This window comes from Mycolicibacterium sp. XJ1819 (genome assembly GCF_053483675.1).
On the sequence record NZ_JBEFST010000008.1, the window covers coordinates 12,789 to 38,067 of the forward strand.

At 68.3% G+C, this 25,279-nt stretch carries 22 protein-coding genes; 6 read left to right on the forward strand and 16 right to left on the reverse strand.

The window, feature by feature from the left end:
* Positions 1-83 precede the first annotated feature (83 nt).
* From ABQE89_RS10065 to ABQE89_RS10110, 10 genes are all read right to left on the reverse strand, one after another.
* Positions 84-1,283 (reverse strand): argininosuccinate synthase, encoded by a 1,200-nt coding sequence (locus ABQE89_RS10065; RefSeq protein ID WP_448416185.1) that lies wholly within the window; start codon positions 1,281-1,283, stop codon positions 84-86.
* The gene (locus ABQE89_RS10070; protein ID WP_448416186.1) at positions 1,283-1,774 is read right to left on the reverse strand and encodes an arginine repressor; all 492 of its coding nucleotides are present in this window, start codon (positions 1,772-1,774) and stop codon (positions 1,283-1,285) included. Before ABQE89_RS10070 ends, ABQE89_RS10065 begins: the two co-directional genes overlap by 1 nt.
* On the reverse strand, positions 1,771-2,709 hold the full coding sequence (gene argF, locus ABQE89_RS10075; protein ID WP_448416187.1) for an ornithine carbamoyltransferase: 939 nt from the start codon (positions 2,707-2,709) through the stop codon (positions 1,771-1,773). The genes ABQE89_RS10070 and argF overlap by 4 nt, the downstream gene beginning before the upstream one ends.
* The gene (locus ABQE89_RS10080) at positions 2,706-3,884 is read right to left on the reverse strand and encodes an acetylornithine transaminase (RefSeq protein ID WP_448416188.1); all 1,179 of its coding nucleotides are present in this window, start codon (positions 3,882-3,884) and stop codon (positions 2,706-2,708) included. The genes argF and ABQE89_RS10080 overlap by 4 nt, the downstream gene beginning before the upstream one ends.
* On the reverse strand, positions 3,881-4,753 hold the full coding sequence (argB, locus tag ABQE89_RS10085; protein WP_448416189.1) for an acetylglutamate kinase: 873 nt from the start codon (positions 4,751-4,753) through the stop codon (positions 3,881-3,883). The genes ABQE89_RS10080 and argB overlap by 4 nt, the downstream gene beginning before the upstream one ends.
* Positions 4,750-5,961 (reverse strand): bifunctional glutamate N-acetyltransferase/amino-acid acetyltransferase ArgJ, encoded by a 1,212-nt coding sequence (gene argJ, locus ABQE89_RS10090; RefSeq protein ID WP_448416190.1) that lies wholly within the window; start codon positions 5,959-5,961, stop codon positions 4,750-4,752. The genes argB and argJ overlap by 4 nt, the downstream gene beginning before the upstream one ends.
* The gene (gene argC / locus ABQE89_RS10095) at positions 5,958-6,992 is read right to left on the reverse strand and encodes an N-acetyl-gamma-glutamyl-phosphate reductase (RefSeq protein ID WP_448416191.1); all 1,035 of its coding nucleotides are present in this window, start codon (positions 6,990-6,992) and stop codon (positions 5,958-5,960) included. Before argC ends, argJ begins: the two co-directional genes overlap by 4 nt.
* A gap of 156 nt (positions 6,993-7,148) precedes the next feature.
* Complete coding sequence (pheT, locus tag ABQE89_RS10100; RefSeq protein ID WP_448416192.1) at positions 7,149-9,635, reverse strand: phenylalanine--tRNA ligase subunit beta; 2,487 nt, start codon at positions 9,633-9,635, stop codon at positions 7,149-7,151.
* Positions 9,635-10,678, reverse strand: a complete 1,044-nt coding sequence (pheS, locus tag ABQE89_RS10105) for a phenylalanine--tRNA ligase subunit alpha (protein WP_448416193.1) — start codon at positions 10,676-10,678, stop codon at positions 9,635-9,637. The genes pheT and pheS overlap by 1 nt, the downstream gene beginning before the upstream one ends.
* A 29-nt stretch (positions 10,679-10,707) precedes the next feature.
* Positions 10,708-11,583 (reverse strand): adenylate/guanylate cyclase domain-containing protein, encoded by an 876-nt coding sequence (locus ABQE89_RS10110; RefSeq protein WP_448416194.1) that lies wholly within the window; start codon positions 11,581-11,583, stop codon positions 10,708-10,710.
* Between the two features lie 187 nt (positions 11,584-11,770).
* On the opposite strand from ABQE89_RS10110, the gene ABQE89_RS10115 reads away from it, so the two are divergent.
* Both ABQE89_RS10115 and ABQE89_RS10120 read left to right on the forward strand, forming a co-directional pair.
* Positions 11,771-12,790, forward strand: coding sequence for an oxygenase MpaB family protein (locus ABQE89_RS10115; protein WP_448416195.1), 1,020 nt, complete (start codon positions 11,771-11,773; stop codon positions 12,788-12,790).
* Positions 12,791-12,794: 4 nt separating this feature from the next.
* Complete coding sequence (locus ABQE89_RS10120) at positions 12,795-14,030, forward strand: acyl-CoA dehydrogenase family protein (protein WP_448416196.1); 1,236 nt, start codon at positions 12,795-12,797, stop codon at positions 14,028-14,030.
* Here ABQE89_RS10120 and ABQE89_RS10125 read toward each other — a convergent pair.
* The 4 genes from ABQE89_RS10125 to infC are packed head-to-tail and all read right to left on the reverse strand — an operon-like array spanning position 14,027 to position 16,095.
* Positions 14,027-14,809 (reverse strand): TrmH family RNA methyltransferase, encoded by a 783-nt coding sequence (locus ABQE89_RS10125; protein WP_448416376.1) that lies wholly within the window; start codon positions 14,807-14,809, stop codon positions 14,027-14,029. The genes ABQE89_RS10120 and ABQE89_RS10125 overlap by 4 nt on opposite strands.
* Complete coding sequence (gene rplT / locus ABQE89_RS10130) at positions 14,806-15,195, reverse strand: 50S ribosomal protein L20 (RefSeq protein WP_448416197.1); 390 nt, start codon at positions 15,193-15,195, stop codon at positions 14,806-14,808. The genes ABQE89_RS10125 and rplT overlap by 4 nt, the downstream gene beginning before the upstream one ends.
* A gap of 45 nt (positions 15,196-15,240) precedes the next feature.
* Positions 15,241-15,435 (reverse strand): 50S ribosomal protein L35, encoded by a 195-nt coding sequence (gene rpmI / locus ABQE89_RS10135; RefSeq protein ID WP_448416198.1) that lies wholly within the window; start codon positions 15,433-15,435, stop codon positions 15,241-15,243.
* A gap of 6 nt (positions 15,436-15,441) precedes the next feature.
* Entirely contained in the window at positions 15,442-16,095 is a 654-nt protein-coding gene (infC, locus tag ABQE89_RS10140) for a translation initiation factor IF-3 (RefSeq protein ID WP_448416199.1), read from the reverse strand.
* Positions 16,096-16,269: 174 nt separating this feature from the next.
* On the opposite strand from infC, the gene ABQE89_RS10145 reads away from it, so the two are divergent.
* The 4 genes from ABQE89_RS10145 (at position 16,270) to ABQE89_RS10160 (ending at position 23,588) form a co-directional block, all read left to right on the forward strand.
* Positions 16,270-16,632 carry a DUF1844 domain-containing protein gene (locus ABQE89_RS10145; RefSeq protein WP_448416200.1) on the forward strand — a complete coding sequence of 121 codons (363 nt, stop codon included), beginning with the start codon at positions 16,270-16,272 and terminating at the stop codon, positions 16,630-16,632.
* A gap of 22 nt (positions 16,633-16,654) precedes the next feature.
* Positions 16,655-19,930 carry a bifunctional lysylphosphatidylglycerol synthetase/lysine--tRNA ligase LysX gene (gene lysX / locus ABQE89_RS10150; protein WP_448416201.1) on the forward strand — a complete coding sequence of 1,092 codons (3,276 nt, stop codon included), beginning with the start codon at positions 16,655-16,657 and terminating at the stop codon, positions 19,928-19,930.
* 124 nt (positions 19,931-20,054) lie between these two features.
* Positions 20,055-21,254 (forward strand): amidohydrolase family protein, encoded by a 1,200-nt coding sequence (locus ABQE89_RS10155; RefSeq protein WP_448416202.1) that lies wholly within the window; start codon positions 20,055-20,057, stop codon positions 21,252-21,254.
* Positions 21,255-21,287: 33 nt separating this feature from the next.
* Positions 21,288-23,588, forward strand: a complete 2,301-nt coding sequence (locus tag ABQE89_RS10160) for an ATP-binding protein (RefSeq protein ID WP_448416203.1) — start codon at positions 21,288-21,290, stop codon at positions 23,586-23,588.
* A gap of 18 nt (positions 23,589-23,606) precedes the next feature.
* Here the strand turns inward: ABQE89_RS10160 and ABQE89_RS10165 are convergent, their stop codons facing one another.
* Entirely contained in the window at positions 23,607-24,413 is an 807-nt protein-coding gene (locus tag ABQE89_RS10165; protein WP_448416204.1) for a sugar phosphate isomerase/epimerase family protein, read from the reverse strand.
* Between the two features lie 13 nt (positions 24,414-24,426).
* Positions 24,427-25,278 (reverse strand): alpha/beta fold hydrolase, encoded by an 852-nt coding sequence (locus ABQE89_RS10170; protein ID WP_448416205.1) that lies wholly within the window; start codon positions 25,276-25,278, stop codon positions 24,427-24,429.
* Position 25,279 lies beyond the last annotated feature (1 nt).

Below are 25,279 nucleotides of genomic sequence, written 5' to 3' on the forward strand. Positions count from 1 at the left end.
CCCCCCACACACCCCTTCAGCGCGAGCAGACGCAAAGTCCGCGCGACACGCCGCGAAATGGCGCATTTCGCGTCTGTTCGCGCTCATTGGGAGAGGTCCCGCTGCGCGGAGATCTTTGACGACAGGCCGTGGATGTGCACGAAGCCCTTCGCCGCCGACTGGTCGAAGGTGTCCCCCTCGTCGTAGGTGGCCAGGTTGAAGTCGTAGAGCGACGTCGGACTGCGCCTGCCGTTGACCGCGATGTGCCCGCCGTGCAACACCATCCGGATCTCGCCGGTGACGTGCTCCTGGGTCTTGGCCACGAACGACTCCAGCGCGGTCTTCAACGGCGAGAACCACAGGCCGTCGTAGACCAGTTCGCTCCACTTGCGGTCGGTGGTGCGCTTGAACCGTCCCAGTTCGCGCTCGAGCGTCACGTGTTCGAGTTCTGCGTGGGCGGTGATCAGCACCATCGCACCAGGGGCCTCGTAGATCTCGCGGCTCTTGATGCCCACCAGCCGGTCCTCGACGACGTCGAGCCTGCCGACGCCCTGTTCACCGCCGCGGCGGTTGAGCTCCTCGATGGCCTGCAGCACCGTGACGGGCCTGCCGTCGATCGACACGGGCACCCCACGCTCGAACCCGACGATCACCTCGTCCGGTGTGCTCCAGTTGACGGTGGGGTCCTCGGTGTACTCGTAGACATCCTTGGTCGGTGCGTTCCACAGGTGTTCGAGGAACCCGGTCTCCACCGCCCGCCCCCACACGTTCTGGTCGATGGAGAACGGCGAGCGTTTGGTGACGTTGATCGGGATCTCGTTCTCCTCGGCGAACGCGATGGCCTTCTCCCGAGTCCACGCGTAGTCGCGAACCGGCGCGAGCACCTCCAGATTTGGTGCCAGCGAGGCGAATCCGACCTCGAAGCGCACCTGGTCGTTGCCCTTGCCCGTGCAACCGTGCGCGACGATGCCGCCGCCGTGTTCACGAGCCGCGGCCACCAGGTGCTTGACGATCAGCGGCCGGCTCAGCGCCGACACCAGCGGATAGCGGTCCATGTAGAGCGCATTGGACTGGATCGCGGGCACGCAGTACTCGTCGGCGAACTCGTCGCGGGCGTCGACGACGACGGCCTCCACCGCACCGCAGTCGATGGCTCGCTGGCGGACGACCTCCATGTCTTCACCGCCCTGGCCGAGGTCGATGGCCACGGCGACGACCTCGCGGCCGGTCTCCTTGCCGATCCAGCTGATCGCCACCGAGGTGTCCAGGCCGCCGGAATACGCCAGGATGACGCGTTCGGACATCAACCCTTCTCCTTTTGTTGAATGCTTTCGAATCTGGTGGCCAGTTCGGCGCCGGTCATCGGCTCACGCGCGACCACCAGGATGGTGTCGTCGCCGGCGACGGTGCCGACGACGTAGGGCAGGGCGGCGCGATCGATCGCGCTCGCCAAGTAGTGTGCCGCACCCGGCGGCGTACGCAGAACCGCCAGGTTGGCACTGCAATCTGTGGACACCAGCAACTCAGCCAGCAGCCTCGACATGCGTTCGGTGCCGCCGGAGACCCCGCGGACCGGGCTGCCGTCCTCGGGAACGACGTACACGCCGACGCCGCCCGCGCCGCGCAGCTTGATCGCGCCCAGTTCCTCGAGATCGCGGGACAGCGTGGCCTGCGTGACCTCGATGCCCTCGTCGGCCAGCATCGCGGCGAGTTCGGTCTGGCTGTGCACCGACTGCGCCGACAGTATCGAGACGATGCGCGCCTGCCGGCCCGCGCGGGTGGCGGCCGAGGTCATCTCGACCCCATCCCGCGCTGTTCCAGCAGCCACACCAGCAGCGCCTTCTGCGCGTGCAGGCGGTTCTCGGCCTCGTCCCACACCGCGCTGTGCGGGCCGTCCATCACGTCGTCGGTGATCTCGTACCCGCGGTGCGCGGGAAGACAGTGCAGCACAACGGCATCGGGATCAGCGGCTGCGAGCAGGTCGGCGTTGACCTGGAAGGGCTGAAACGGGCCCACGCGATCCAGCCCGTCGTTCTCCTGCCCCATCGACGTCCAGGTGTCGGTGACCAGCACGTCGGCGCCGTCGGCGGCGGCCTGCGGCTGCGCGGTCAGCGTCACGCTCGCCCCGGTCTGCGAGGCGCGCTTCTCGGCGGCCGCGACGAAGTCCGGGTGCGGCTCGAAGCCGGCCGGCGCCGCGATGGTCACGTCGATGCCGGCCGTCACCCCGCCCAGCATCAGCGAATGCGCCATGTTGTTGGCGCCGTCGCCGAAGTAGGCCAGCCGCAACCCGGCCAACGTGCCCTTGCGCTCGGCCAGCGTCTGCAGGTCGGCGAGCACCTGGCAGGGGTGGAACTCGTCGGACAACGCGTTGACGATCGGCACCCGGGCGCCCGAGGCCATCGCGGTCAACCGGTCCTGGGCGAACGTCCGCCACACGATCGCCTCAACGTAGCGCGACAGCACCCGGCCGGTGTCCTCCAGCGTCTCGTCTCGGCCCAGTTGCGTGCTGCGCCCGTCGACGACGACGGCGTGCCCACCCAGCTGGGCGATGCCCATCTCGAACGAGAACCGCGTACGGGTGGAGTTCTTGTCGAAGATCACCGCGACACCGCGCGGGCCTTCGAGGGGGCGCCTGCTGTACGGGGCCCTCTTGAGTTCGGCGGCCAGTGCGAGCACCTCGGCCTGCTCCTCGGGCGACAGGTCGTCGTCGCGCAGAAAGTGCCGCGTCATCGCGACAGCTCCGTCGCTGAGTCCAAGACGCCCGGCAGGGCACCGAGGAAGTCGTCGAGTTGGGCCTCGGTGATGATCAACGGCGGGGCCAGCCGGATCACGTCCGGCGCGGCGGCGTTGACCAGGAACCCGGCATCGCGCGCGGCGGCTTCGGCGGCCTTGGCGGACTCGCCGCGCAGCACGATGCCGCACAGCAACCCCCGGCTGCGGACGTGGTCCACCAGGGGATGCCGCGTCGACTCGATACCGTCGCGCAGCGTCTTGCCCAGCACGTCGGCGCGGCCGATCAGATCGTCGTCGGCGAGCACCCGAAGCACCGCGAGCGCGGCCGCGGCGCACACCGGGTTGCCGCCGAACGTGCTGCCGTGCAGGCCCGGTGTGAGCAGGTCGGCGGTCGCGCCGGTAGCGATGCACGCGCCGATGGGCAACCCGCCGCCCAGCCCCTTGGCCAACGTGACGATGTCGGGGGTGATTCCGTCGTGCTGATGGGCGAAGAAGGCTCCGGTGCGGCCCATTCCGGTCTGCACCTCGTCGAGCACCAGCAGCGCGCCGTGCTTCGCGGTGATCTCGCGGGCCGCCGCCAGGTAGCCGGCGGGCGGAACCACCACTCCACCCTCCCCCATGATCGGCTCGAGGAACACCGCGGCGGTCTCACCGGTCACGGCCGCTGCCAGTGCTTCGAGGTCCCCGTAGGGCACGTGGGTGACGTCACCGGGCAGTGGCGCGAACGGCTCCTGCTTGGACGGCTGACCGGTCAACGCGAGCGACCCCATCGTGCGGCCATGGAAAGCACCTTGTGCGGCAACGAGTTTCGTTCGTCCGGTCAATCTGGTGATCTTGAAGGCGACCTCGTTGGCCTCGGTACCCGAGTTGCAGAAGAACACCCGCGAACCCTCGACGCCCAGCTGCCCGACAAGTGCCTCGGCCAGCGCCACCGCGGGCTCGGTGGCGTACAGGTTCGAGGTGTGGCCCAGCGTGTCCATCTGCCGGGTGACGGCCTCGACCACCGCGGGATGACGGTGCCCCAGGATGTTGACCGCGATGCCGCCGAGCAGGTCCAGATAGGACTTGCCGTCCTCGTCGGTCACCACGGCGCCCTGGCCGCCGGTCAGTGCCAGAGGTGGGGTGCCGTAGTTGTTCATCATCACGGCGTCCCAACGCTTCTGCAGAGTCATGCGTTCACCACTTTCGTACCGGTGCCCTCGTCGGTAAACAGTTCGACCAACACGCAATGGGCGACCCTGCCGTCGATGATGTGTGCGCTGGGCACCCCGCCCGACACGGCACGCATGCACGACTCCACCTTGGGCACCATGCCCTCCTGCAGGGTGGGCAGCAGCGTGGCCAGGGCGGCGGTGTCGATCTCGCTGATCAACGAGTTCCGGTCGGGCCAGCGGGTGTAGAGCCCCTCGACGTCGGTGAGCATGACCAGTTTTTCCGCGCCGAGCGCCTCGGCCAGTGCCGCGGCCGCGGTGTCCGCGTTGATGTTGTACACCACACCGTCGACGTCGGGTGCGATGCTGGAGACCACCGGAATGCGCCCGCCCGCAATCAGATCGCGCACCGAGTCCGGGTTGACCCGCTCGACGTCACCCACCAGGCCGATGTCGGTGGCCACTCCGTCGACCGTCACGTTGCGCCGCACGGCGGTGAACAGGTGCGCGTCCTCGCCGGTCACGCCGACGGCGTAGGGACCGTGCGCGTTGATCAGGTTGACCAGTTCGCGGCCCACCTGACCGAACAGCACCATGCGCACCACGTCGAGCACCTCGGGGGTGGTAACGCGGAACCCGCCCTTGAAATCGCCTGCGATGCCGAGTCGGTTGAGCATGGCGCTGATCTGCGGTCCACCGCCGTGCACGACGACGGGTTTGATGCCGCAGTTGCGCAGGAATACCATGTCGGCGGCGAACGCGGCCTTGAGGACGTCGTCGGTCATCGCGTTGCCGCCGTATTTGACCACGACGATTTTGCCGTGCATCTGCTTGAGCCAGGGCAGCGCCGCCGCCAGCACCTGCGCCTTGACCGGCGTTGCGACACTCATGAGCTGTAGGCCGAGTTCTCTTCGACGTACCCGTACGACAGGTCGGTGGTGCGGATGCTGGCTCGCTGCGCGCCGGCGGCGAGGTCGACGGTGACGTCGATGTCGGCACCCGACAGGTCGATCTCCCGCGCGCCCGGCACCGCGGCGCCGTCCTGCCATACCGGGGACCCGTTGAACGACACCGTGATCCGGTCCGGGTCGACGGTGAACGGCACCATCCCGACGGCGGCGAGCACCCTGCCCCAGTTGGGATCCGACCCGAACAGGGCGGTCTTGACCAGGCTGTCGCGGGCCACGAGTCGCGCCGCGGTCAGCGCGTCGGCCTCGGAGGCCGCACCCTCGACGGTCACGGTGATCCGTTTGGTCACGCCTTCGGCGTCGGCCTGCAACTGCGCGCACAGGTCGTCGCACACCCGCAGCACCGCGTCGTCGAGATCGCTTTGACTGGGCGCGACTTCGCTTGCCCCCGACGCCAGCAGCAGCACGGTGTCGTTGGTCGAGCAGGAACCGTCGACGTCGAGGCGGTCGAACGTCAGCGCCGTCGCCTTGCGCAGCGCCTGGTCCAGGGCCGCGGCGTCGGCGACCGCGTCGGTGGTGAGCACGCACAGCATGGTGGCCAGCGACGGCGCGATCATGCCTGCGCCCTTGGCCATCCCGCCCACGGTCCAGTTGTCCGGATGGTGCAGCGCGGCCTGTTTGGGCACCAGGTCGGTGGTCATGATCGCGCGCGCGGCCTCCTCGCCGCCGGTGAGCCCGCCGGCCAGTTCGTGCACGATCGCGGTCACCCCGGGCAGCACCTTGTCCATCGGCAATCGGTCGCCGATCAGCCCGGTAGAACAGACCGCCACCTCGACCGCTCCGGTCTCGGTGCCCCAGTCGCTCAGTGCCTGTGCCACCGCCTCGGCGGTGGCGTGGGCGTCCTGGAAGCCCTGTGGGCCGGTGCAGGCGTTGGCGCCGCCGGAGTTGAGGATGACCGCGCGCAGTCGCCCGGTGGTGAGTACCTGCCGGGTCCACAGCACCGGCGCGGCCTTGACCTGGTTGCGGGTTACCACGCCCGCGGCCGCGTAGTCGGGACCCTCGTTGAACACCAGCGCCAGGTCCAGCGCGCCGGACGCCTTGATACCGGCCGCGATCCCCGTCGCCCGGAAGCCCGCTGGCGCGGTGACGCCCTGAGTGCGCAGCAGCCGCGCCGAAGAGGTCGCGGTCACGGCGCCACCCCCACGATCGAAAGTCCCTCGGCCTCCGGCCAACCCAGCGCCAGGTTCATCGACTGCACCGCGGCCCCACTGGTGCCCTTGACCAGGTTGTCGATGGCCGCGATCGCGACCAGTGTCTTCGCCTCCTCGTCCACCGCGACCGCGATCTGCGCGGCGTTGCTACCGATGACCGCGCCGGTCTTGGGCAGCTGGCCGTCAGGGAGCACATGAACGAAAGGTTCCGCGTCGTAGGCCTTCTCGTAGGCGGTCCTGATCTCGTCGATCGAGGCCTCGGTGCGCGCGGTGCAGGTCGCGAGGATACCGCGCGAGGTCGGGATCAACACCGGGGTGAACGACACGGTGACCTTCTTGCCTGCGACGTCACCGAGCCCCTGGGCGATCTCGGGGGTGTGCCGGTGCTTGCCGCCGACGTTGTAGGCCCGCGCGGACCCGATGACCTCCGCGCCGAGCAGGTCGGTCTTGGCGGCGCGGCCCGCTCCCGAGGTTCCGCTCACCGCGACGACCGTCACCGCCAGCTCGACAAGGCCCGCGGCCAGGGCGGGCCACAGCGCCAGCAGCGCGGCGGTCGGATAGCAGCCCGGCACCGCGATCCGGTTGGCGCCGTGTAGCCGCTCGCGCGCGCCGGGCAGTTCGGGCAGCCCGTAGGGCCAGCTCCCCGCGTGCTCGGAACCGTAGAACCGCTGCCAGACGTCCGGATCGGTGAGCCGGAAGTCCGCCCCGCAGTCGATGACCACGGTCTGCGGTCCGAGTCGGTCGGCCAGCTGCGCGGAATGGCCGTGCGGCAACGCCAGGAACACCACGTCGTGGCCGGCCAGCACGTCGACGTCGGTGGGCTCCAACACCCGTGCGGCCAGCGGCAGCAGATGCGGGTGGTGTTCGGCGAGCGCCGTGCCCGCGCTCGCGGCCGCGGTCAGGGCACCGATGGTGAGCCGCCCGTCGGCGTAGCCAGGATGGCCCAGAAGCAGGCGCAGTATCTCTCCGCCGGCATAACCGCTGGCGCCGGCCACCGCCACAGAAGTCATGCCACGAGTCTGCATGGTTATGCATAACTATGCAAATTCATTTGATCCACCCTGCGCGACGGGTGGGTCACCACCCCGGCGAGCAGACGCAAACTCCGCACTTTTGCCCGATTTCCGCTGCTTTTGCGTCTGCTCGCGGGGAGAAAGGCGGGGAGATCAGCCGCGTAGCACTGCGCCGACGCGCTCTGCCGCGGTCCGGACCGCCGCCTCCCGCGCGGCACTGGCCTCGTCCTCGGTGAGCGTGCGGTCGGGGGCGCGGAAGCGCATCGCCAGGGCCAGCGATTTGCGGCCCTCGCCGACCTGCGGTCCGGTGTACACGTCGAACAACCGCACGTCCTCGAGCAGCGCGCCGGCGCCCTCGCGGACCGCGTCGATCACGCTCTGCGCGGCGACGTTCTCGTCGACGACCAGCGCGACGTCCTGAAAAACCGCCGGATAGTGCGACACCGCGGGCGCGGGCAATACCTCCGTCAGCGGGACGGCGTCGAGTTCGAGTTCGACCGCGCAGGTGCGCTTCGGCAGGCCCGAGCGCTCGACGACCGCGGGATGCAGTTCGCCGGCATGGCCGACCACCGTGTCACCGACCAACACCTCCGCGCAGCGGCCGGGGTGCCAGGGCAGGTGCTGCGCGGCCCGCAGGGTCAGCTCGACACCGGCGGCGCGGCCGATGATCCGCACCGCCTCGAAGGCGTCGGCGGGCTCGACCGGGCGGCCCGGCCCCCAGGGTCCGGCCAGTTCACGCAGACCGGTCAGCACCGCACCGACGTGCTGGGGTTGGCGCGGCAACGACGCGTCCAGCGCCGCGATCTCGTCGTCGGTGGGACGCCGGTCGATCGGGATGCGCGCGAGCGCTCGGGTGTCCGGAGTCGGCAGCACCACCTGCGCGATGGCGAACAGTGCGATGTCGACCGCGCCGCGGGAGGCGTTGCGCACCAGGGCTTCCAGCAGACCGGGCAGCAGTGTGGTGGCCAGCTGCGGGCGGTCGGCTTCCAGCGGGTTGAGCACGCTGGTGGTGTTGCGCCGTGGGTCGTCGGCGGGTAGCCCCCACTGGTCGAACACCCCGGCGGGCAGAAACGGTGTCGGCAGAATCTCGACATATCCGTTGAGCGCCAACGACTTTCCGATAGCCCGCCGGCGTCTCTGGGTGGCGGTCAGGCCCCTGCCGGCCGGCGCCTGGGGGCGCACCGACGGGATGATCTCGAGGCCCTCCAGCCGCAGCACCTCTTCGACGAGGTCGGCGGGCTGCCGAAGATCCGGGCGCCAACTGGGCGGGGTGGCGGTGACGCGACCGTCGTCGGTGACCACGGTCGCGCCGATCTGGGTCAACCGCTTCTCGGTGGTGCCCGCGGCATAGGTGACGCCCGCGGTGCGGTCAGGCAGATCCTCGTCCATGGTGACCGGCGGCGGTGACCAGTCCTGCCGCGGCGGATCCCCGCGCCAGTCGGTCAGCGTGGGTTCGACGGTGCCGCCGGCGATCTCGGCCAGCAGCGCCGCGCAGCGGTCCAATGCGGCCACCGAGATGGCCGGGTCGACGCTGCGCTCGTAGCGACGTCCCGCCTCACTGTGCAGGTGCAGGCGGCGCTGGGTACGTGAGACCGCCGCGGGGTCCCACACCGCGGCCTCCAGCAGCACCTCGGTGGTGCTGTCGCGAACTTCGGTGGTGCCCGCTCCCATCACGCCGCCGATGGCCGCGGTGGCGACGTCGTCGACGATCAGCACGTCGGCCGGGTCGAGGCGACGCTCGACATCGTCGAGAGTGACTACCGTCTCCCCCGGTTCGGCGAAGCGCACCGTGAAGGCGCCGGTGATCAGGCCGCGGTCGTGTGCGTGCATGGGGTGGCCGAACTCGAGCATCACGTAGTTGGTGACGTCGACGGCCGGTGAGATCGCGCGGATTCCGGACAGCAGCAGGCGGCGCTGCATCCACCACGGCGACACCGCGGCGGGGTCGATGCCGGTGACCGGCCGCAGCCCGAAGCGCAGCACACCCGTGCCGGGCTGAACCGTCACCGGCAGCGCCTCACCCTCGGCCGGCAGCGCCGGCACGTCGGCGGGGTCGACGTAGTCGAGGTCGTAGGCGTTGGCGATCTCGCGCGCCATCCCCCGCACCGACAGGCAATAGCCGCGGTCGGGGGTGATCGCCAGATGGAACACGACGTCGTCGAGGCCCAGCAGGTCGGCGGCAGGCGCACCCGGTTCCGCGGTGCCCGCGGGCAGCACCAGGATGCCGGAATGGTCGGTGCCCAGGTTCAGTTCGGCCGTCGAGCAGATCATGCCGTCGCTGGTGCGCCCGTAGGTCTTGCGGGTGGCGATGGTGAAGTCCCCGGGCAGCACCGTGCCGGGCAGCGCCACAACGACCAGATCCCCCACGGCGAAATTCGTCGCTCCGCAGACGATGTCGCGCGGCGCCGACTCGCCGACGTCGACCTTGACCGCGCGGATCGGCTTCTTGAACTCGGTGAGTTCCTCGATCTCGCTGACCCGGCCGATCGTCAGCGGACCGCTGACCGGGCCCGCGGGGATGACCTCTTCGACTTCGTGGCCGATGCGGATGAACGTCTGCTCGAGTTCCTCGGGCGACACGTCCCAGCCGGGGGCGCCGGCCTGCACGGTTTCGCGTAGCCAGCTGTACGGCAGCCGCATCAGGCTCCCACCCCGAACGGCAGCGAGAACCTGATGTCGCCCTCGACCATGTCGCGCATGTCGGGGATTCCGTTGCGGAACTGCAGGGTTCGCTCGAGCCCCATGCCGAACGCGAAGCCGGAATACTCCTGCGGGTCGATGCCGCAGCCACGCAACACATTCGGGTTGACCATGCCGCAGCCGCCCCACTCCACCCAGCCGGGGCCGCCCTTCTTGTTGTCGAACCAGACGTCGACCTCGCCCGACGGCTCGGTGAACGGGAAGAAGTGCGGGCGGAACCTGATCCGGCCGTGCGGACCGAACAGCGCCCGCGCGAACGCGTCCAGCGTGCCCCGCAGATGCGCCATCGTCAGGTTCTTGTCCACCGCCAGCCCCTCCACCTGGTGGAAGACGGGGGTGTGGGTCGCGTCGAGTTCGTCGGTGCGGAAGGTGCGTCCGATCGAGATGATGTACACCGGCAGGTCACGTTCGAGCAGCGTGCGGATCTGCACCGGCGAGGTGTGGGTGCGCAGCACCTGCCGGGAGCCCTCCGGAGCGATGTGGAAGGTGTCCTGCTCGCTGCGGGCCGGGTGGTCGAGGGGGAAGTTCAGCGCATCGAAGTTGTACTGCTCGGTCTCGACCTCGGGTCCTTCGGCCAGCTCCCAGCCCATCGCCACGAAGGTGTCGGCGATGTGCTCGCCGAGGATCGTGATCGGGTGGCGCGCGCCCAGCGGTTGGCGCGTCGACGGCAATGTCACGTCGATGCGCTCGGCCACCAGCACCGCCGCATCACGCTCGGCGCGCAGCACGGCGAGACGGTCGTCGTAAGCGCGCTGCGCCTCGGTCCTGGCCACGTTGACCCGCTTGCCCGCGTCGGAGCGCTCCGACTTGGGCAGCGAGCCCAGCGACTGGCGGGCCAGCGCGATGGGCGAGCGGTCGCCGAGATGCTCGGTCTTGGCGCGCGCGAGCGCCTCGAGGTCGGCCGCCGCGTCGAAGGCGTGCCGGGCCGCGCTGACGGCCTTGGTCAACGCTTCGTCGGAGAGGTCTACGGGCTGATCAGCCACCCGGCGATCATAAGGTGTGGCCGCCGGGCCTACACCTCCGGGTGAAGCGCGTCGTCACGGGAACTCGGCGGCGTTCGCAGGGTTTTCAACCGATGCACGACCAGGTCCGCGGGTACGCCGTCCTGCTTCGGGGTGAACAGCGGCCTGCGAAGCCGTCTGGCCTCCACGCCGAGCGTCTCGAAGTCCTCGGCCGAAATGCCGTCGAGGGTCGCCTGCGACACCACCAGTTCGCCCCGGGTCGCGCGGGCCATCACCCGCGCGGCGATGTTGACGTCGACGCCCAGCCAGTCCGCCCCGATCCGCTGGGGCCTGCCGGTGTGAATACCGACGCGCATCTTCGGCGTGTAGCCGTCCACGTCGACGGATTTCAACGCCGCGCGGGCCGTGATCGCCGCCCGCACCGCGGTGACCGGCCGCGGGAACACCGCCATGATCCCGTCCCCCATCCGCTTGACGATGTGACCGCCGGCCTCCAACAACGGCGGCTCGACGACCTGCGACACCCGGCGCAGCAGCCGCAGGGTGGCCTCGTCGCCGACGTCCAGCGACCAGGACGAGAAGCCGACCAGATCGGTGAAGACCAGTGTCGCCTCGCGATTGGCGGGCCTGCCCGACACCCGCTCGGTCAGCGCCTGCCACACCTGCAGTGCGCCGAGGCTGACTTCGCGCGAGGCCGCATCGCGCTCCAGGATCCGGTCGGCCGCCCGCGCCGCGGCGCTCGGACCGCCCACCCCGCTGGCCGACAACGGATCTCCGAACTCCGGGTCGCCTGGCAACGATCTCCGGGCGCGGCGCAGAAAGGCGATGACAGCGGGGTGGTGATTGGTGTTCTTCAGCCAGCTCAGCGGGCCGAGCGACCGTTCGCCGATGCTGCCGGATCGTTCGTCGAACGACTCGACATCCACGGTCCGAGCCTAAGGAACAGTTTCCACTGGCGCCAAACGAGCCGGAAACCGCTGGTTACGGGCCTGTGGAGGCTGGGTGGAGGGTCGATAACTCTGCGCCGCCACGCCCGCCGAAGTCGTAGACAACGTGTGTTGTCAACATTATCGTGAGGTGCACCGGTGAGCGCGAGACCCTAGCGAGGAGCCGATGACCGAACAGCAGCCGCACCCCCTCGGGCCCGATTCCCTCACGTGGAAGTACTTCGGCGACCTGCGCACCGGAATGCTGGGCGTGTGGATCGGCGCGATCCAGAACATGTACCCCGAACTCGGCGCCGGGGTCGAGGACCATTCGATCCTGCTGCGCGAGCCACTTCAGCGGGTCGCGCGGTCGGTGTATCCGATCATGGGTGTGGTCTACGACGGCGACCGTGCCCGGCAGACGGGCGCGCAGATCAAGAACTACCACGCGACGATCAAGGGCGTCGACGTCGAAGGGCGCCGCTACCACGCGCTGAACCCCGAGACGTTCTACTGGGCGCACGCCACGTTTTTCATGCTGATCATCAAAACCGCCGAGTACTTCTGCGGCGGCCTGACGGAGGCCGAGAAGCGGCAGCTGTTCGACGAGCATGTGCAGTGGTATGCGATGTACGGGATGAGCATGCGGCCGGTGCCCGAGTCGTGGGAGGACTTCTGCGAGTACTGGGACGAGAAGTGCCGCGAAGAGCTGGAGATCAACCGTGCGACGCTGGACATCTTCTCGATCCGCATCCCCAAGCCCTGGTTCGTGTTGATGCCCACGCCGATCTGGGATCAGATCTTCAAACCATTGGTCGGCGCGCAACGGTGGATCGCCGCGGGGCTGTTCGACCCGGCGGTGCGGGAGAAGGCGGGCATGCGCTGGACGCCGGGCGACGAGGTGCTGTTGCGCATCTTCGGCAAGCTCGTCGAATTGGCGTTCGTCGCGGTGCCCGACGAGATCCGGCTGCACCCGCGGGCGCTGTCGGCGTATCGCAGGGCCGAGGGCAAGCTACCCGAGGACGCGCCGCTGGTGGAGGCGCCCGCGTTCATGGCGCCGCCGCGGGACCGGCGGGGGCTGCCGATGCATTACGTGCCGCCCCGCAAGACGCTGCTGGACCGGGCCGGTTCGCTGGTGCACACCACGTTCTCCCTGGCGGCGTTGGGGAGGCCGCGTGGCCGCCAGAATCCGGGTAAGGCAGCCTGAAGGCATGCTGGAATGGTCTGACACCGATCTCGCGGTGCGCGATGCCGTGCACGAGTTCGTCGACAAGGAAATTCGTCCCCACGTCGACGATCTCGAGAGCGGCGACATGGAGCCCTACCCCATCGTCCGCAAGCTGTTCGCCACCTTCGGCATCGCCGATATGGCGCGTGAATCGCTGAACAAGCGGCTGGCCAGGCTGCGTGAGGGTGGTGAGTCCGCCGGGAAGTCGTCGGGCGGCGGCATGTTCGGCGAGGGCTCCGGCGGCATGGGCTTTGTCGTGGTCAGCGAGCTGTGCCGGGTCTCGATGGGCATCGTCACCGGAATGGGCGTCAGCCTCGGGTTGACCGTGCCGACCATCATGAGCCGCGGCACCCTGGCCCAGCAGGAGCGCTGGCTGCCGGACCTGGTCACCTACGACAAGGTCGGCGCGTGGGCGATCACCGAACCCGACTCGGGCTCCGACGCGTTCGGCGGCATGAAGTCCTATGTGGTGCGTGACGGCGAGGACTACATCCTCAACGGGCAGAAGACGTTCATCACCAACGGCCCCGACGCCGACGTCGTGGTGGTGTACGCCAAGCTCGACGAGCCCGGGGTGGACAAACGCGACCGCAAGGTGCTGACGTTCGTCCTGGACCGCGGGATGGACGGTTTCGTCCAGTCAAAGCCGTTCCGCAAGATGGGGATTCACAGTTCCCGCACCGGTGAGCTGTTCTTCAACAATGTCCGGCTGGGCCGCGACCGGCTGCTGGGCGAGACCGAGGACAACAAAGCCGGCGACGGACGCGCCAGCGCGCGTTCGAGCTTCTCCGCCGAGCGCATCGGGGTGGCGGCGATGGCGCTCGGGGTCATCGAGGAATGTCTGCGGCTGTGCGTGGACTACGCCAAGAACCGCAGGCTGTGGGGCCAGGAGATCGGGCAGTTCCAGCTCATCCAGCTCAAGCTGGCCAACATGGAAGTCGCCCGGATGAACGTGCGCAACATCCTGTTTCGGGTGATCGAATCGGCCGAGAAGGGCCAGGCGATCTCGCTGCCGGAGGCCTCGGCGATCAAGTGGTACTGCTCGCAGGCCGCCACCGACGTCGCCATGGAGGCCGTGCAGTTGTTTGGCGGCAACGGCTACATGACCGAGTACCGCGTCGAGCAGCTGGCCCGCGACGCCAAGTCGTTGATGATCTACGCGGGCAGCAACGAGGTGCAGATCACCCACGTGGCCCGGGGATTGCTCAGCGACGCCTAGCGTGACGAGCGCCGGCGCATCGCCTTGGCGCTCTGGTAGAGGCAGATCGCGGCGGCCGCCGCGACGTTGAGGCTTTCCGCGCTGCCCTCGATGGGGATCCGCACGCGGTGGGTGGCCATGCCGGCGAGGTCGGCGGCCAGACCGTGGGCCTCCGCCCCGAACAGCCACGCGGTCGGGCCATCCAGCTCCACGTCATCGAGACTGACTTCCCCGTCGACGGTGGTGGCCAGCACCTGCAGGCCGGCGGCCCCGAGTTCTGCGACCGCCGCGCCGGCGTCGGGTGCGCCGACGACCGGGACGGAGAAGATGCTGCCCGCCGAGGCGCGCATGCACTTGCCGTTGTAGGGATCCACGCTGTGGCCGGCGAGCACGACGGCGTCGGCACCCATCGCGTCGGCGGTCCGGATCAACGTACCGGCGTTGCCGGGTTCGGAGAGCGCCACCGCGACCGCCAGCAGCCGCGGCCGCTCAGCGAGCACATCGCTCAACGTGGTCTCGGGCACCGTGCAGACGGCCACCAGCCCGACTGGGGTCACCGTGTCCGACAACGCCTTCGCGGCACGCTCGGTGACCGGGTGCACCGGGACATCGGTGAGCATCGGACCGAACCGGTCCAGTGCGGCTTCGGTGGCGAAGACCTCGGACACCAGACCGCGCCGCAGCGCGGCCTCGACGAGGTGGGGCCCCTCCGCCAGGAAGCGGCCTTCGCGACGCCTGACCACCTGGCGGTGCAGCTTGATCGCCGCCGCTACCCGGGCCGAGCGTTCGGTGAGCGTCAGGCAGCCTCGCCCGACGGCGCGTTGACATCGGTGGGCAGTGCCGCCCTGGCGACTTCCACCAGTGCCGCGAACGCATCCGGGTCGCTGATGGCGATCTCGGCGAGGTTCTTGCGGTCCACCTCGACACCGGCGGCCTTCAGGCCCTGGATGAGCCGGTTGTAGGTGATGTCGTTGGCGCGGGCCGCGGCGTTGATCCGGGAGATCCACAGCTTGCGGAACTCGCCCTTACGGGCCCTGCGGTCGCGGTAGGCGTAGGTCAGCGAATGGAGCTGCTGCTCTTTGGCTTTGCGGTACAGCCGCGAACGCTGTCCGCGATACCCCTTGGAAGCCTTGAGAATCGTGCGCCGCTTTTTGTGGGCGTTGACTGCGCGCTTGACGCGTGCCATGGGAAACTTCCTATTCGTTCAGGTCGTACACGGGCATACGGCTGACTAGCCGTCGAGCATCTTCTTCACGCGGGCCGCGTCGTTGGCCGACACGACCGTGCGGCCTTTCAGGCGCCGGGTCCTGGTGCTGGGCTTGTGCTCGAGCAGGTGTCGACGGTTGGCCTTCTGGCGCATGATCTTTCCGGTCCCGGTACGCCGGAACCGCTTCGAAGCGCCGCTGTGGGTCTTCGCCTTGGGCATGTGTCCTCAGTTCTGTGGTTGTTCGGTCGAAGCTTCGCCGCTCTGAGCGCCTGCGCGCTGCGCAGCGGGCGCGTCTGCATCGTGCGCCGCCTTGGCGCGAGTCTTCGCGCCACGGTGCGGTGCCAGCACCATCGTCATGTTGCGACCGTCCTGCTTGGCGGCGGTCTCGACGTAGCCGTAGTCGGCCACGTCCGCGCCCAACCGCTGCAGCAGTCGGTACCCCAGTTCGGGGCGGGACTGCTCGCGGCCGCGGAACATGATCGTCACCTTGACCTTCGATCCCGCCTCCAAAAAGCGGATCACGTGACCCTTCTTGGTCTCGTAGTCGTGGGGGTCGATCTTGGGCCGGAGCTTCTGTTCCTTGACGACGGTCTGCTGCTGGTTCTTGCGAGACTCGCGCGCCTTCTGTGCCGTCTCGTACTTGAACTTGCCGTAGTCCATGATCTTGCAGACCGGTGGCCTGGCGTTCGGGGCGACTTCGACAAGGTCGAGATCGGCATCCGCGGCGACGCGGAGTGCGTCTTCGATGCGCACGATTCCTACTTGCTCACCTCCCGGTCCGATCAAACGGACTTCGGGTACGCGAATGCGCTCGTTGACGCGGGTCTCAGTGCTGATGGGCCCTCCTATGTTGTCCTCTTGTTGAGGAGCCCACAGCATCAGCCCTGTTCGCCAGAACAGAAAGCCCTGCATATAGCAGGGCCCATTGCCGACCAGAACAGGCGCCGTTGAGCGCCTGACCGGACCGCTGTACCGGATGGCCAGCGGTGGGAGTGGGACTCCACTTGCTGTCCCGGCTATACCGGGACGGTCGCGCATGCCAGTCTAACAGGCATGACCGAGGATTCCGCATCCACCGAAACGACGGCTTCGGCGCCGATACGCGAACTGGCCGACATCCCCGCGGTGGAGGTGATCACCCGGTCGGCCGTGATGTTGATGAGCGCCGCGGCCGAGAAACTCGGTCTGGCCGACGATGCTCCCGACGATAGCCCGCATCGTGACCTCGACGAGGCTCGGCGCCTGATCACGGCACTGGCCGGGCTGGTGAAGGCGTCGGCCGAATACCTCGGCCCGCACGCCGGCCCGGTGCGCGACGGCCTGAAGACCCTGCAGCTGGCGTTCCGCGAAGCCAGCGCCGTACCGGACGAACCCGGCCACGGTCCCGGTGAGAGATTCACCGGCCTGGTGTGGTGATCCGCGCATATCCTCGCGGCCTATGACGGCAACCAGCGTGGCCCGCCGGGCCCGCACCTCGTCCCCGTACACGTGGGTGCCGGCCGCGGCGGGCTGGACCATCGGCGTCATCGCCGCGCTGTCGCTGCTGGCGAGCATCTCCCCGCTGGTGCGGTCGGTGATCAGGGTGCCGAGGGAGTTCGTCGACGACTATCTGTTCAACTTCCCCGACACCAGCTTCACGTGGGCGTTCGTGCTGGCGCTGCTGGCCGCGGCGCTGACGGCGCGCAAACGCATCGCGTGGTGGATTCTGGTGCTGTACATGGTCGCGGCGACCGGCTGGAACATCGTCGCGCTGAGCACCGGCGGCCAGACCGTGAAGGCGGAGATCGGCGAGGTCGTCGGCCTGGCCTTCCACGTCGCGGCGATCGCGTTCCTGGTGCTGGCTCGGCGCGAGTTCTGGGCGCGGGTGCGGCGCGGCGCGCTGGTCAAGGCGGCGGTGACGCTGGTGGCCGGGTTGGCCGTCGGCACCTTGATCGGCTGGGGCCTGCTGGAGTTGTTCCCGGGTTCGCTCGCCCGCGGGGACCGGTTCTTCTACGCGCTCAACAGGGTCGGGGCGTTCGCCGGCGCCAGTGCCGACGCGTTCACGGGTCAGCCGCACGGGTTGATCAACGCGCTGCTCGGCCTTTTCGGCGCGGTGGCCCTGATGGTCGCGGCGGTCGTGTTGTTCCAGTCGCAACGCGCCGAGAACGCGCTCACCGCGCAGGACGAGTCCGCGATCCGCGGCTTGCTCGAGTTCTACGGCAAGAACGACTCGCTGGGCTACTTCGCCACCCGGCGCGACAAGGCGGTGGTGTTCGCACCGAACGGCCGCGCGGCCATCACCTACCGCGTCGAGGTCGGGGTATGCCTGGCCAGCGGCGACCCGGTCGGCGATCCGAAGGCCTGGCCGCAGGCCGTCGACGCGTGGCTGTCGCTGTGCGAACGCTACGGCTGGGCCCCGGGGGTGATGGGCGCGAGTTCGGCCGGCGCCGAGACCTACCGGGCGGCCGGTCTCAACGCGCTGCAACTCGGCGACGAGGCGATCCTGCACCCCGACACCTACCGACTGTCCGGACCCGACATGCGCGCGGTGCGGCAGGCCGTCACCCGCGCCCGCCGGGCCGGGGTGACCGTGCGGATCCGGCGCCACCGCGGCCTGGAGGACGAGGAGATGGCCGAGGTGATCGCCAGGGCCGACGCCTGGCGCGACACCGACGACGAGCGCGGTTTCTCCATGGCGCTGGGCCGGCTGGGCGATCCGGCCGACGGCGACTGCCTGCTCGTCGAGGCCGTGCAACACGCCGACCCCGACCGTGTGGTCGCGATGTTGTCGCTGGTGCCGTGGGGCAGCAACGGGGCGTCACTCGACCTGATGCGGCGCTCGCCCGACTCGCCGAATGGCACCGTCGAGTTGATGGTCAGCGAGCTGTGCATGCAGGCCGAAGAAGTCGGGATCAGCCGCATCTCGCTGAACTTCGCGATGTTCCGGTCGGCGTTCGAACAGGGCGCGCAATTGGGCGCCGGTCCGGTGGCGAGGTGTTGGCGCGCGCTTCTGGTGTTCTTCTCGCGCTGGTGGCAGTTGGAGACCCTCTACCGGTCGAACATGAAATACCAACCCATCTGGGTCCCCCGCTACGCCTGCTACGACGACGCCCGGCTGGTACCCCGCGTCGGCGTGGCATCGGTGATCGCCGAGGGCTTTCTGGTGCTGCCGTTCTCGCGTCGACACGACCAGCCGCACACCGGTCACCACACCTCCGCGCCACCGGGCCTGGTGGCCACCGAACTGCCCGTCGGCGACGACGACGATCAGGCGCGGCTGCCCGAACAGGTGCGGGTCCGGATGGCCAAGCTGAAAGCGCTGCAGGACAGCGGTGTCGACGCGTATCCGGTGGGCCGACCGCCCAGCCACACCGTCGCGGAGACGACCGACGCCGACGACGCCGAGCCGGTGACGGTGGCCGGCCGGCTACTGCGCGTGCGGGATTACGGTGGCGTGCTGTTCGCCCAGCTCCGCGACTGGTCGGCAGACCTTCAACTGCTGCTGGACAATTCCCGTCTGCAGAGCGGTACCACCGCGGACTTCACCCACGCTCTCGACCTCGGTGACCTCATCGAGGTGACCGGCACGATGGGCTACAGCAAGCGAGGCACCCGCTCGCTTCTGGTTCAAGACTGGCGGCTGATCGGCAAGTGCCTGCGACCGCTGCCCGACAAGTGGAAGGGGCTGACCGACCAGGAGGCGCGGGTGCGCGCCCGCTACGTCGACCTCGCGATCAACACCGATGCCCGCGATCTGATCCGGGCGCGCAGCGGCGTTCTGCAAGCGATCCGTGAAACGTTGGTGGGCAAGGGCTTTCTGGAAGTCGAGACCCCGATCCTGCAACAGATCCACGGCGGCGCCAACGCACGGCCGTTCCTCACCCATATCAACGCCTACGATCTCGACCTGTATCTGCGCATCGCCCCGGAGTTGTATCTGAAGCGGCTGTGCGTCGGCGGTGTCGAGCGGGTCTTCGAACTGGGGCGGGCTTTTCGCAACGAGGGCGTGGACTTCAGCCACAATCCGGAGTTCACACTGTTGGAGGCCTATCGGGCGCACGCGGACTACAACGTGTGGATCGACGGCTGTCGTGAGCTCATTCAGAACACCGCCCAAGTCGCCAATGGCGCCCAGGTGTTCCTGCGGCCGCGTGAGGACGGTCGGCTCGAACCCGTCGACATCTCCGGGCAGTGGGCGGTCAAGACCGTGCACGGCGCGGTGTCGGAAGCGCTCGGCGAACCCGTCGGCCCCGATACCGACCTGGCGACACTACGGAGGCTGTGCGACGCCGCGGGTGTCCCCTACCTGAACCACTGGGACACCGGTGCCGTGGTGCTCGAACTGTACGAGCGCCTGGTCGAGGAGCGCACCGAGGAGCCGACGTTCTACAAGGACTTTCCCGCCTCGGTATCCCCGCTGACCCGTCCGCACCGCAGCATCGCGGGCCTCGCCGAACGCTGGGACCTGGTGGCCTGGGGCGTCGAATTGGGTACCGCCTACAGCGAACTCACCGATCCGGTCGAGCAGCGCCGTCGACTGCAGGAGCAGTCGCTGCTGGCCGCCGGCGGCGATCCCGAGGCGATGGAACTCGACGAGGACTTCCTGCAGGCCATGGAGTACGCGATGCCGCCGACCGGTGGGCTCGGGATGGGGGTGGACCGTGTCGTCATGCTCATCACTGGCCGCAGCATCCGTGAGACGCTGCCCTTCCCGTTGGCCAAACCGCGTTGGTGAATTGCCGCATCCCGCCCGGCATCGATTTTGCGCAATTCGTTCCCGGCGGCCGCGCCCGGCGCTACGATTCTGAGACATATAGTCAGAAACTTAGACGACGTGTCAGAAACGATCGGAGTCTCTCATGCCCCTGCAGGACCAACACCAGATCGTCTCCGTCGACGACCACCTCATCGAACATCCGCGCGTATGGCAGGACCGGTTGCCCGAGAAGTACCGCGAAAGCGGCCCGCGCATCGTCGAGATGGGCGACAACCACGTCTGGACCTACGACGGCGAAGTGTTCCCGACCGTTGGGCTCAATGCCGTGGCCGGTAAGCCACGCGACCAGTGGGGCCTGGATCCGGTTCGATACGAGGACATGATTCCCGGCTGCTACGACCCCGCCGCGCGGGTCGCGGATATGGACCTCGACGGTGTCACGGCCGCGCTGTGCTTCCCCTCGTTCCCGGGTTTCGCGGGCAGCACGTTCGCCGAGGCCAAAGATAAAGAGTTGGCGCGGCTGTGCATACAGGCCTGGAACGACTTCTGCATCGACGAATGGTGCGCCACCGCACCAGACCGGTTGATCCCGCTGGCGATCCTGCCGATCTGGGACATCGACGCCACCATCGCAGAGGCCAAACGCGTCGCGGCGAAAGGCGCACGCACGGTGTCGTTTCCGGATACCCCCAAGGGTCTGGGGCTTCCGTCGTTCCACACCGACCACTGGGACGAACTGTGGCGCGTCTGCTCGGAGGCGAACATGCCGGTGTCCCTGCACTTCGGTTCGGGCTCCTACGTTCCCGGTTTCTCGTTCAGCGGAAACAAGCCGGTCGCCGGCCAGATCGAGGCGCCCGATGCGCCGTTCGCGGTCGCGATCGCCCTGTTCTCCTCGAACCTCATGTGGACCACCGTCGACCTGTTGTTCTCCGGGAAGCTGCAACAGTTCCCCGACCTCCAGTTCTCCCTGGCCGAAGGTGGAATCGGCTGGATCCCCTACATTCTGGAGCGCTCGGACTTCGTGTGGGAGCGGCACCGCTACTACCAGTCGATCGACTTCGACACGCGGCCCTCGGATCTGTTCCGCCAGCATTTCTGGGGCTGTTTCATCGACGACGAGCACGGGTTGACCAACAGGCATGTGATCGGCGTCGACCGGATCACGCTCGAAATCGACTACCCGCACTCGGATTCGAACTGGCCGAACTCCCGCAAGCGCGCCGCTGAGGTGCTGGCCGACGTTCCTGACGAAGAATGCGCGCTGATCGTCGAGGAGAACGCGCGCCGGCTGCTGAACTTCCCCAGAGTCACGGCCGACCAGCCGATGCCGGCGGGAGCCTGAATCGCAAGGCCCACTTGGCTGACGGTCGCATCGATGCCGGAATCGGACAAGCCACGGCTGTCGCTTCGAGGCGGTGGCGCGGAGTTGACCCGCTTCGTCGGTAGGCGCTCCGAGCGGGCCGAGGTGCGTCGGCTGCTGTCGGTGTCGCGGCTGGTGACGATCACCGGCATCGGCGGCGTGGGAAAGACGCGGCTGGCGCTGCGGTGCGGAACCGATGTGAGCCGGGCCTTTCGTGACGGGGTGTGGTTCGTGGACCTGTCCACCCTCTCCGACGAGACGTTATTGGCGGACACGGTGGCGACGGCCCTGGGACTCGGCACCACCTCGTCGGGACGTACGCTTGCCGCGCTCATCGACCACCTCGTCGATTCATCCGCACTGGTGATCATGGACAACTGCGAACACGTCCTGGATGGATGCGCGGAGCTGGTCACCCGACTGCTGCACAGTTGTCCCGACCTGCACGTGCTGGCCACCAGCCGACAACCGCTGGGCCTTCTCGGCGAGGCCGTGCTCGCCGTCGCCCCGCTGCCGGTACCCGCCTTCGGCGCCGACACCACCTGCGACAGCGTGGCCCTGTTTGTCGACCGTGCCGCAATGGCTTGTCCGGGCGTGCAACTGGACGGCGACGCCAACGTGGCGGCGATCGCAGAGATCTGCCGCCGGCTGGAAGGCATTCCACTGGCCCTTGAACTGGCCGCGGTACGGCTGCGTGCGTTGGGGCCGACGCAACTGCTCGACCAGATATCGCGGCGATTCCGCCTGCTCAACACCGGCAACCGCGGTGCCCCCGAACGCCAACGCACACTTCATAACTGCATCGACTGGAGCTACGAGCTCTGCAGCCCGCAGGAGAAAGCACTGTGGGCCAAGGCGTCGGTTTTCAGCGGTTCACTGGACATCGAGGCGGTCACCGCGGTCTGCGGCCAGGGGCAGTCCGAGACGGACATCCTGGAAGTGCTTCTCTCGCTGGTAAACAAGTCCGTGCTGACCTGTGAGCCGTCGGCCGGGCAGATGTGCTACAGGATGCTGGAAACCATCCGTGAGTACGGCAGGGCGAAGCTACGGGAATCCGGTGAACTGACCGAGACGTGTCGTCGTCACAGCCGCTACTTCCTGGATATGGCGACTCGGTCCGAATCGCAGTGGGCGACCTCCGACCAGAGCGGATGGATTACCAGGTTGAGCCGCAACTGGGCGAATCTCTCAGCCGCCCTGCAGTTCTGCGCCGACCACCCGGATCATGCCGAGGCCGGGCTGCGCGCGGCGGTGGCGCTCAGTGAGCAGTGGCTGACCATGGGTGCGGTCGGCGAAGGCCGGCATTGGCTCGACACCCTGATGGCGTCGGCGGACAACGCCAAGGAACACGTCCTGTGCCAGGCGCTGTGCACCGTGGCCAGACTCGCTATGACACAAGGAGATTTGGCGACCGGCAGCGCCTACATCGAGCGGGGACGCGGCCTGTCGGTACATCTGGACGCCGAAAGCCAGGCGTACCTGGACCAGGCCGCGGCGATGTGGGCGATGTATCGCGGCCAATGGAGCGACGCATTGGATTTCAGCGCTCGGGCGATGAGGCAGTTCCAGTGCACAGATGCGGTCGCCGATCAACTCACCTGCATGATGATCGCGCAGATGGCGCACGGCGAGGCGGGCGAGCGCGAGCAGGCGTTGGCCGTGCATCACGAATGCCTACGACTCAGCCAATGCGCGGGCGAAACGTGGTTCCGGTCGATGTCGGTGTGGAACGCGGGGGTCGGAGCCTGGACGACGGGCGATACCGACACCGCACTACGGATGATTCGGCAGGCATTGCGGATGAAGAACGGCTTTGTCGACGTGATCGGCGTGGCGGCCTGCCTGGAGAGCATGGCGTGGGTGCTCAGTGGTCATGAGGCGAAGCGCGCGATCGTCTTGCTGGGGGCGGCGAGCGTGCACTGGGAGAGAAGCGGCGCTGTCCCCGCCCATCTTGCGATGATCTCAGCGCACCACGACCGCTGCGTCGAACAACTGACGGCGGCCTGCGACGCGCGACGTTACGCCTCGCTGTACGGGGAGGGCCGCAGGCTCTCCCGCGAGGACGCGATCGCACTGGCACTCGACGAAAAGACGAGGACGGCGGCTCCGAAACCCGGCGCGGACAGCCTGTTGACTCGGCGCGAACGCGAAGTCGCTCAACTGGTCGCCCGGGGCCTTTCCAACAAGGACATCGCGCAGTCGCTCGTCATCGCCCCGCGCACGGCCGAAACTCACGTCGGCAACATCCTGGTCAAGTGCGGCTTCAGCTCGCGCACGGAACTCGCGGCGTGGATGTTGACGCAACAGCAGCCCTGATCCGCAATCTGCCGCCGATCACACGCCCCACGCGCTCAACCGTTCGGACAGCCATTCGACGCTGCGCGCGATCGCGGACGGATATCCCTCGTCTTCGATCCTCGGACCAAGCACCTCGACGTCGAAGAAGCCCTGGTAACCCGCGTCCAGAACGCGTTCGAGCAGCCATTCCAAAGGCATCGAGCCGTCACCGGGGACCGCCCGGTTGAATCGCAGCGACTCGCCGACGCAGAAATCACTGACCTGCACGATGATGAACCGGTCGATATGGGCGCGGAACAGCCGATCGAGATGGCTTTCGGTCCAACAGTTCTGCAGGTCCAGGCAGATGCCCAGACCGGTGTCGTTGGACAGCGCCACGCAGTCGGCGACGGTGTGGATGAAACCGTTGTCGCGGGTGGCGATGCTGTTGTTCTCGATGCCGAGCCGGATGCCGCGCTGCGCGCCGTAATCGCAGACGGGTCCCAGCTCGCGCACCAACACGGCGTAGGCGTCGTCGGTCGTCATCCGTTCGGGCGTCGCGCCCGAGGTGAAGTAGCACGGTGGTCCGCCCAGCGCAGCGGCGGCGTCGATCGCCGGCCGCAGGAGGCTCAGCGCCCCGTGTGGATTTCCGATCAGCGGGGTGCCGACGCCACCGCCCGCCACCACACAGGAACACCGAATTCCGCTGCCCCGGAACGCGGCGAGGGCCGCGTCGACGTCGGACCCGAGCTTCGAGAACAGCACACTCGCCGCGGTGGCGCCCGCGGTTCGGTACAGCTGCAGGTCCTGCTCTACGGTCCAGTTGATGGTCGAGATCGCACTGATCGAGATCCTGGGATGCATTCTCAAAGTCCTGTTACGGTTGGCGCAGCGGCATTTCCAGCAGCTCACGAAGCGCGCGGTTGAAGTGCTCAGCGCCCTCGTACATCGACCAGTGCCCGGCTCTCGGAATCGTGCGCAGCTGCGCGCCGGGTTGCAGGTCGCGCAGCACGGCGACGTTGACCTCCGGGTCGGGATGGGGTCGGTCGTACTCCCCCCAGATCGCGTCGAACTGCACCGGCACCTTGTGCAGAACCTCGACGAGCCGGTCCGGAATCACCTGGTGGTGCACATGAGTTCGCGGTGTGGGGCTGCACTCGTCGATCCACAGTGCTTGGTCGTCGACCGCCGCCGGGTCGTGGATCATCATCGTGAGCAGGTTGTGGCGGCGGGCCGCGACTGCTTCGTCGCCGTGCAGGCCCCGCAGCGACCGCAGGTTCAGGTGCGCCATCGGCATCGGGGTGCCCAGACCTCCGGCGTCGACGATGACAAGCCGCTGCACCAGGTCGGCGTCGAACACCGCGAGGTGCGCGCCGATCAGCGCGCCCAGGGAGAACCCCACCACATCGACCGGGCTATCGTCATTCCGCAGCCAGCGCAACCCCTTCGACAGCGGCTGGGCATGGCTGGGCGGGCTGTCGAGATCAGGGGGCGGCGCCGACTCGCCATAGCCCGGCATGTCGGGCACCCACACCTCGCGGGCCTGCGCCATGGCGCAGATGTTGCGCACCCAATGCGTCCAACAACCGTGCGACCCGTGCAACAACAGCAGGGGCGGTCCGACACCCCACACCCGCCACACCAGTGACCCGTCGCCGCAGGGCGTCTCATGCCGGCGGCAGCTTCTGTCCAGATCCCTGATCTCGGCGGGTGCGTTCGTATAGTCCATG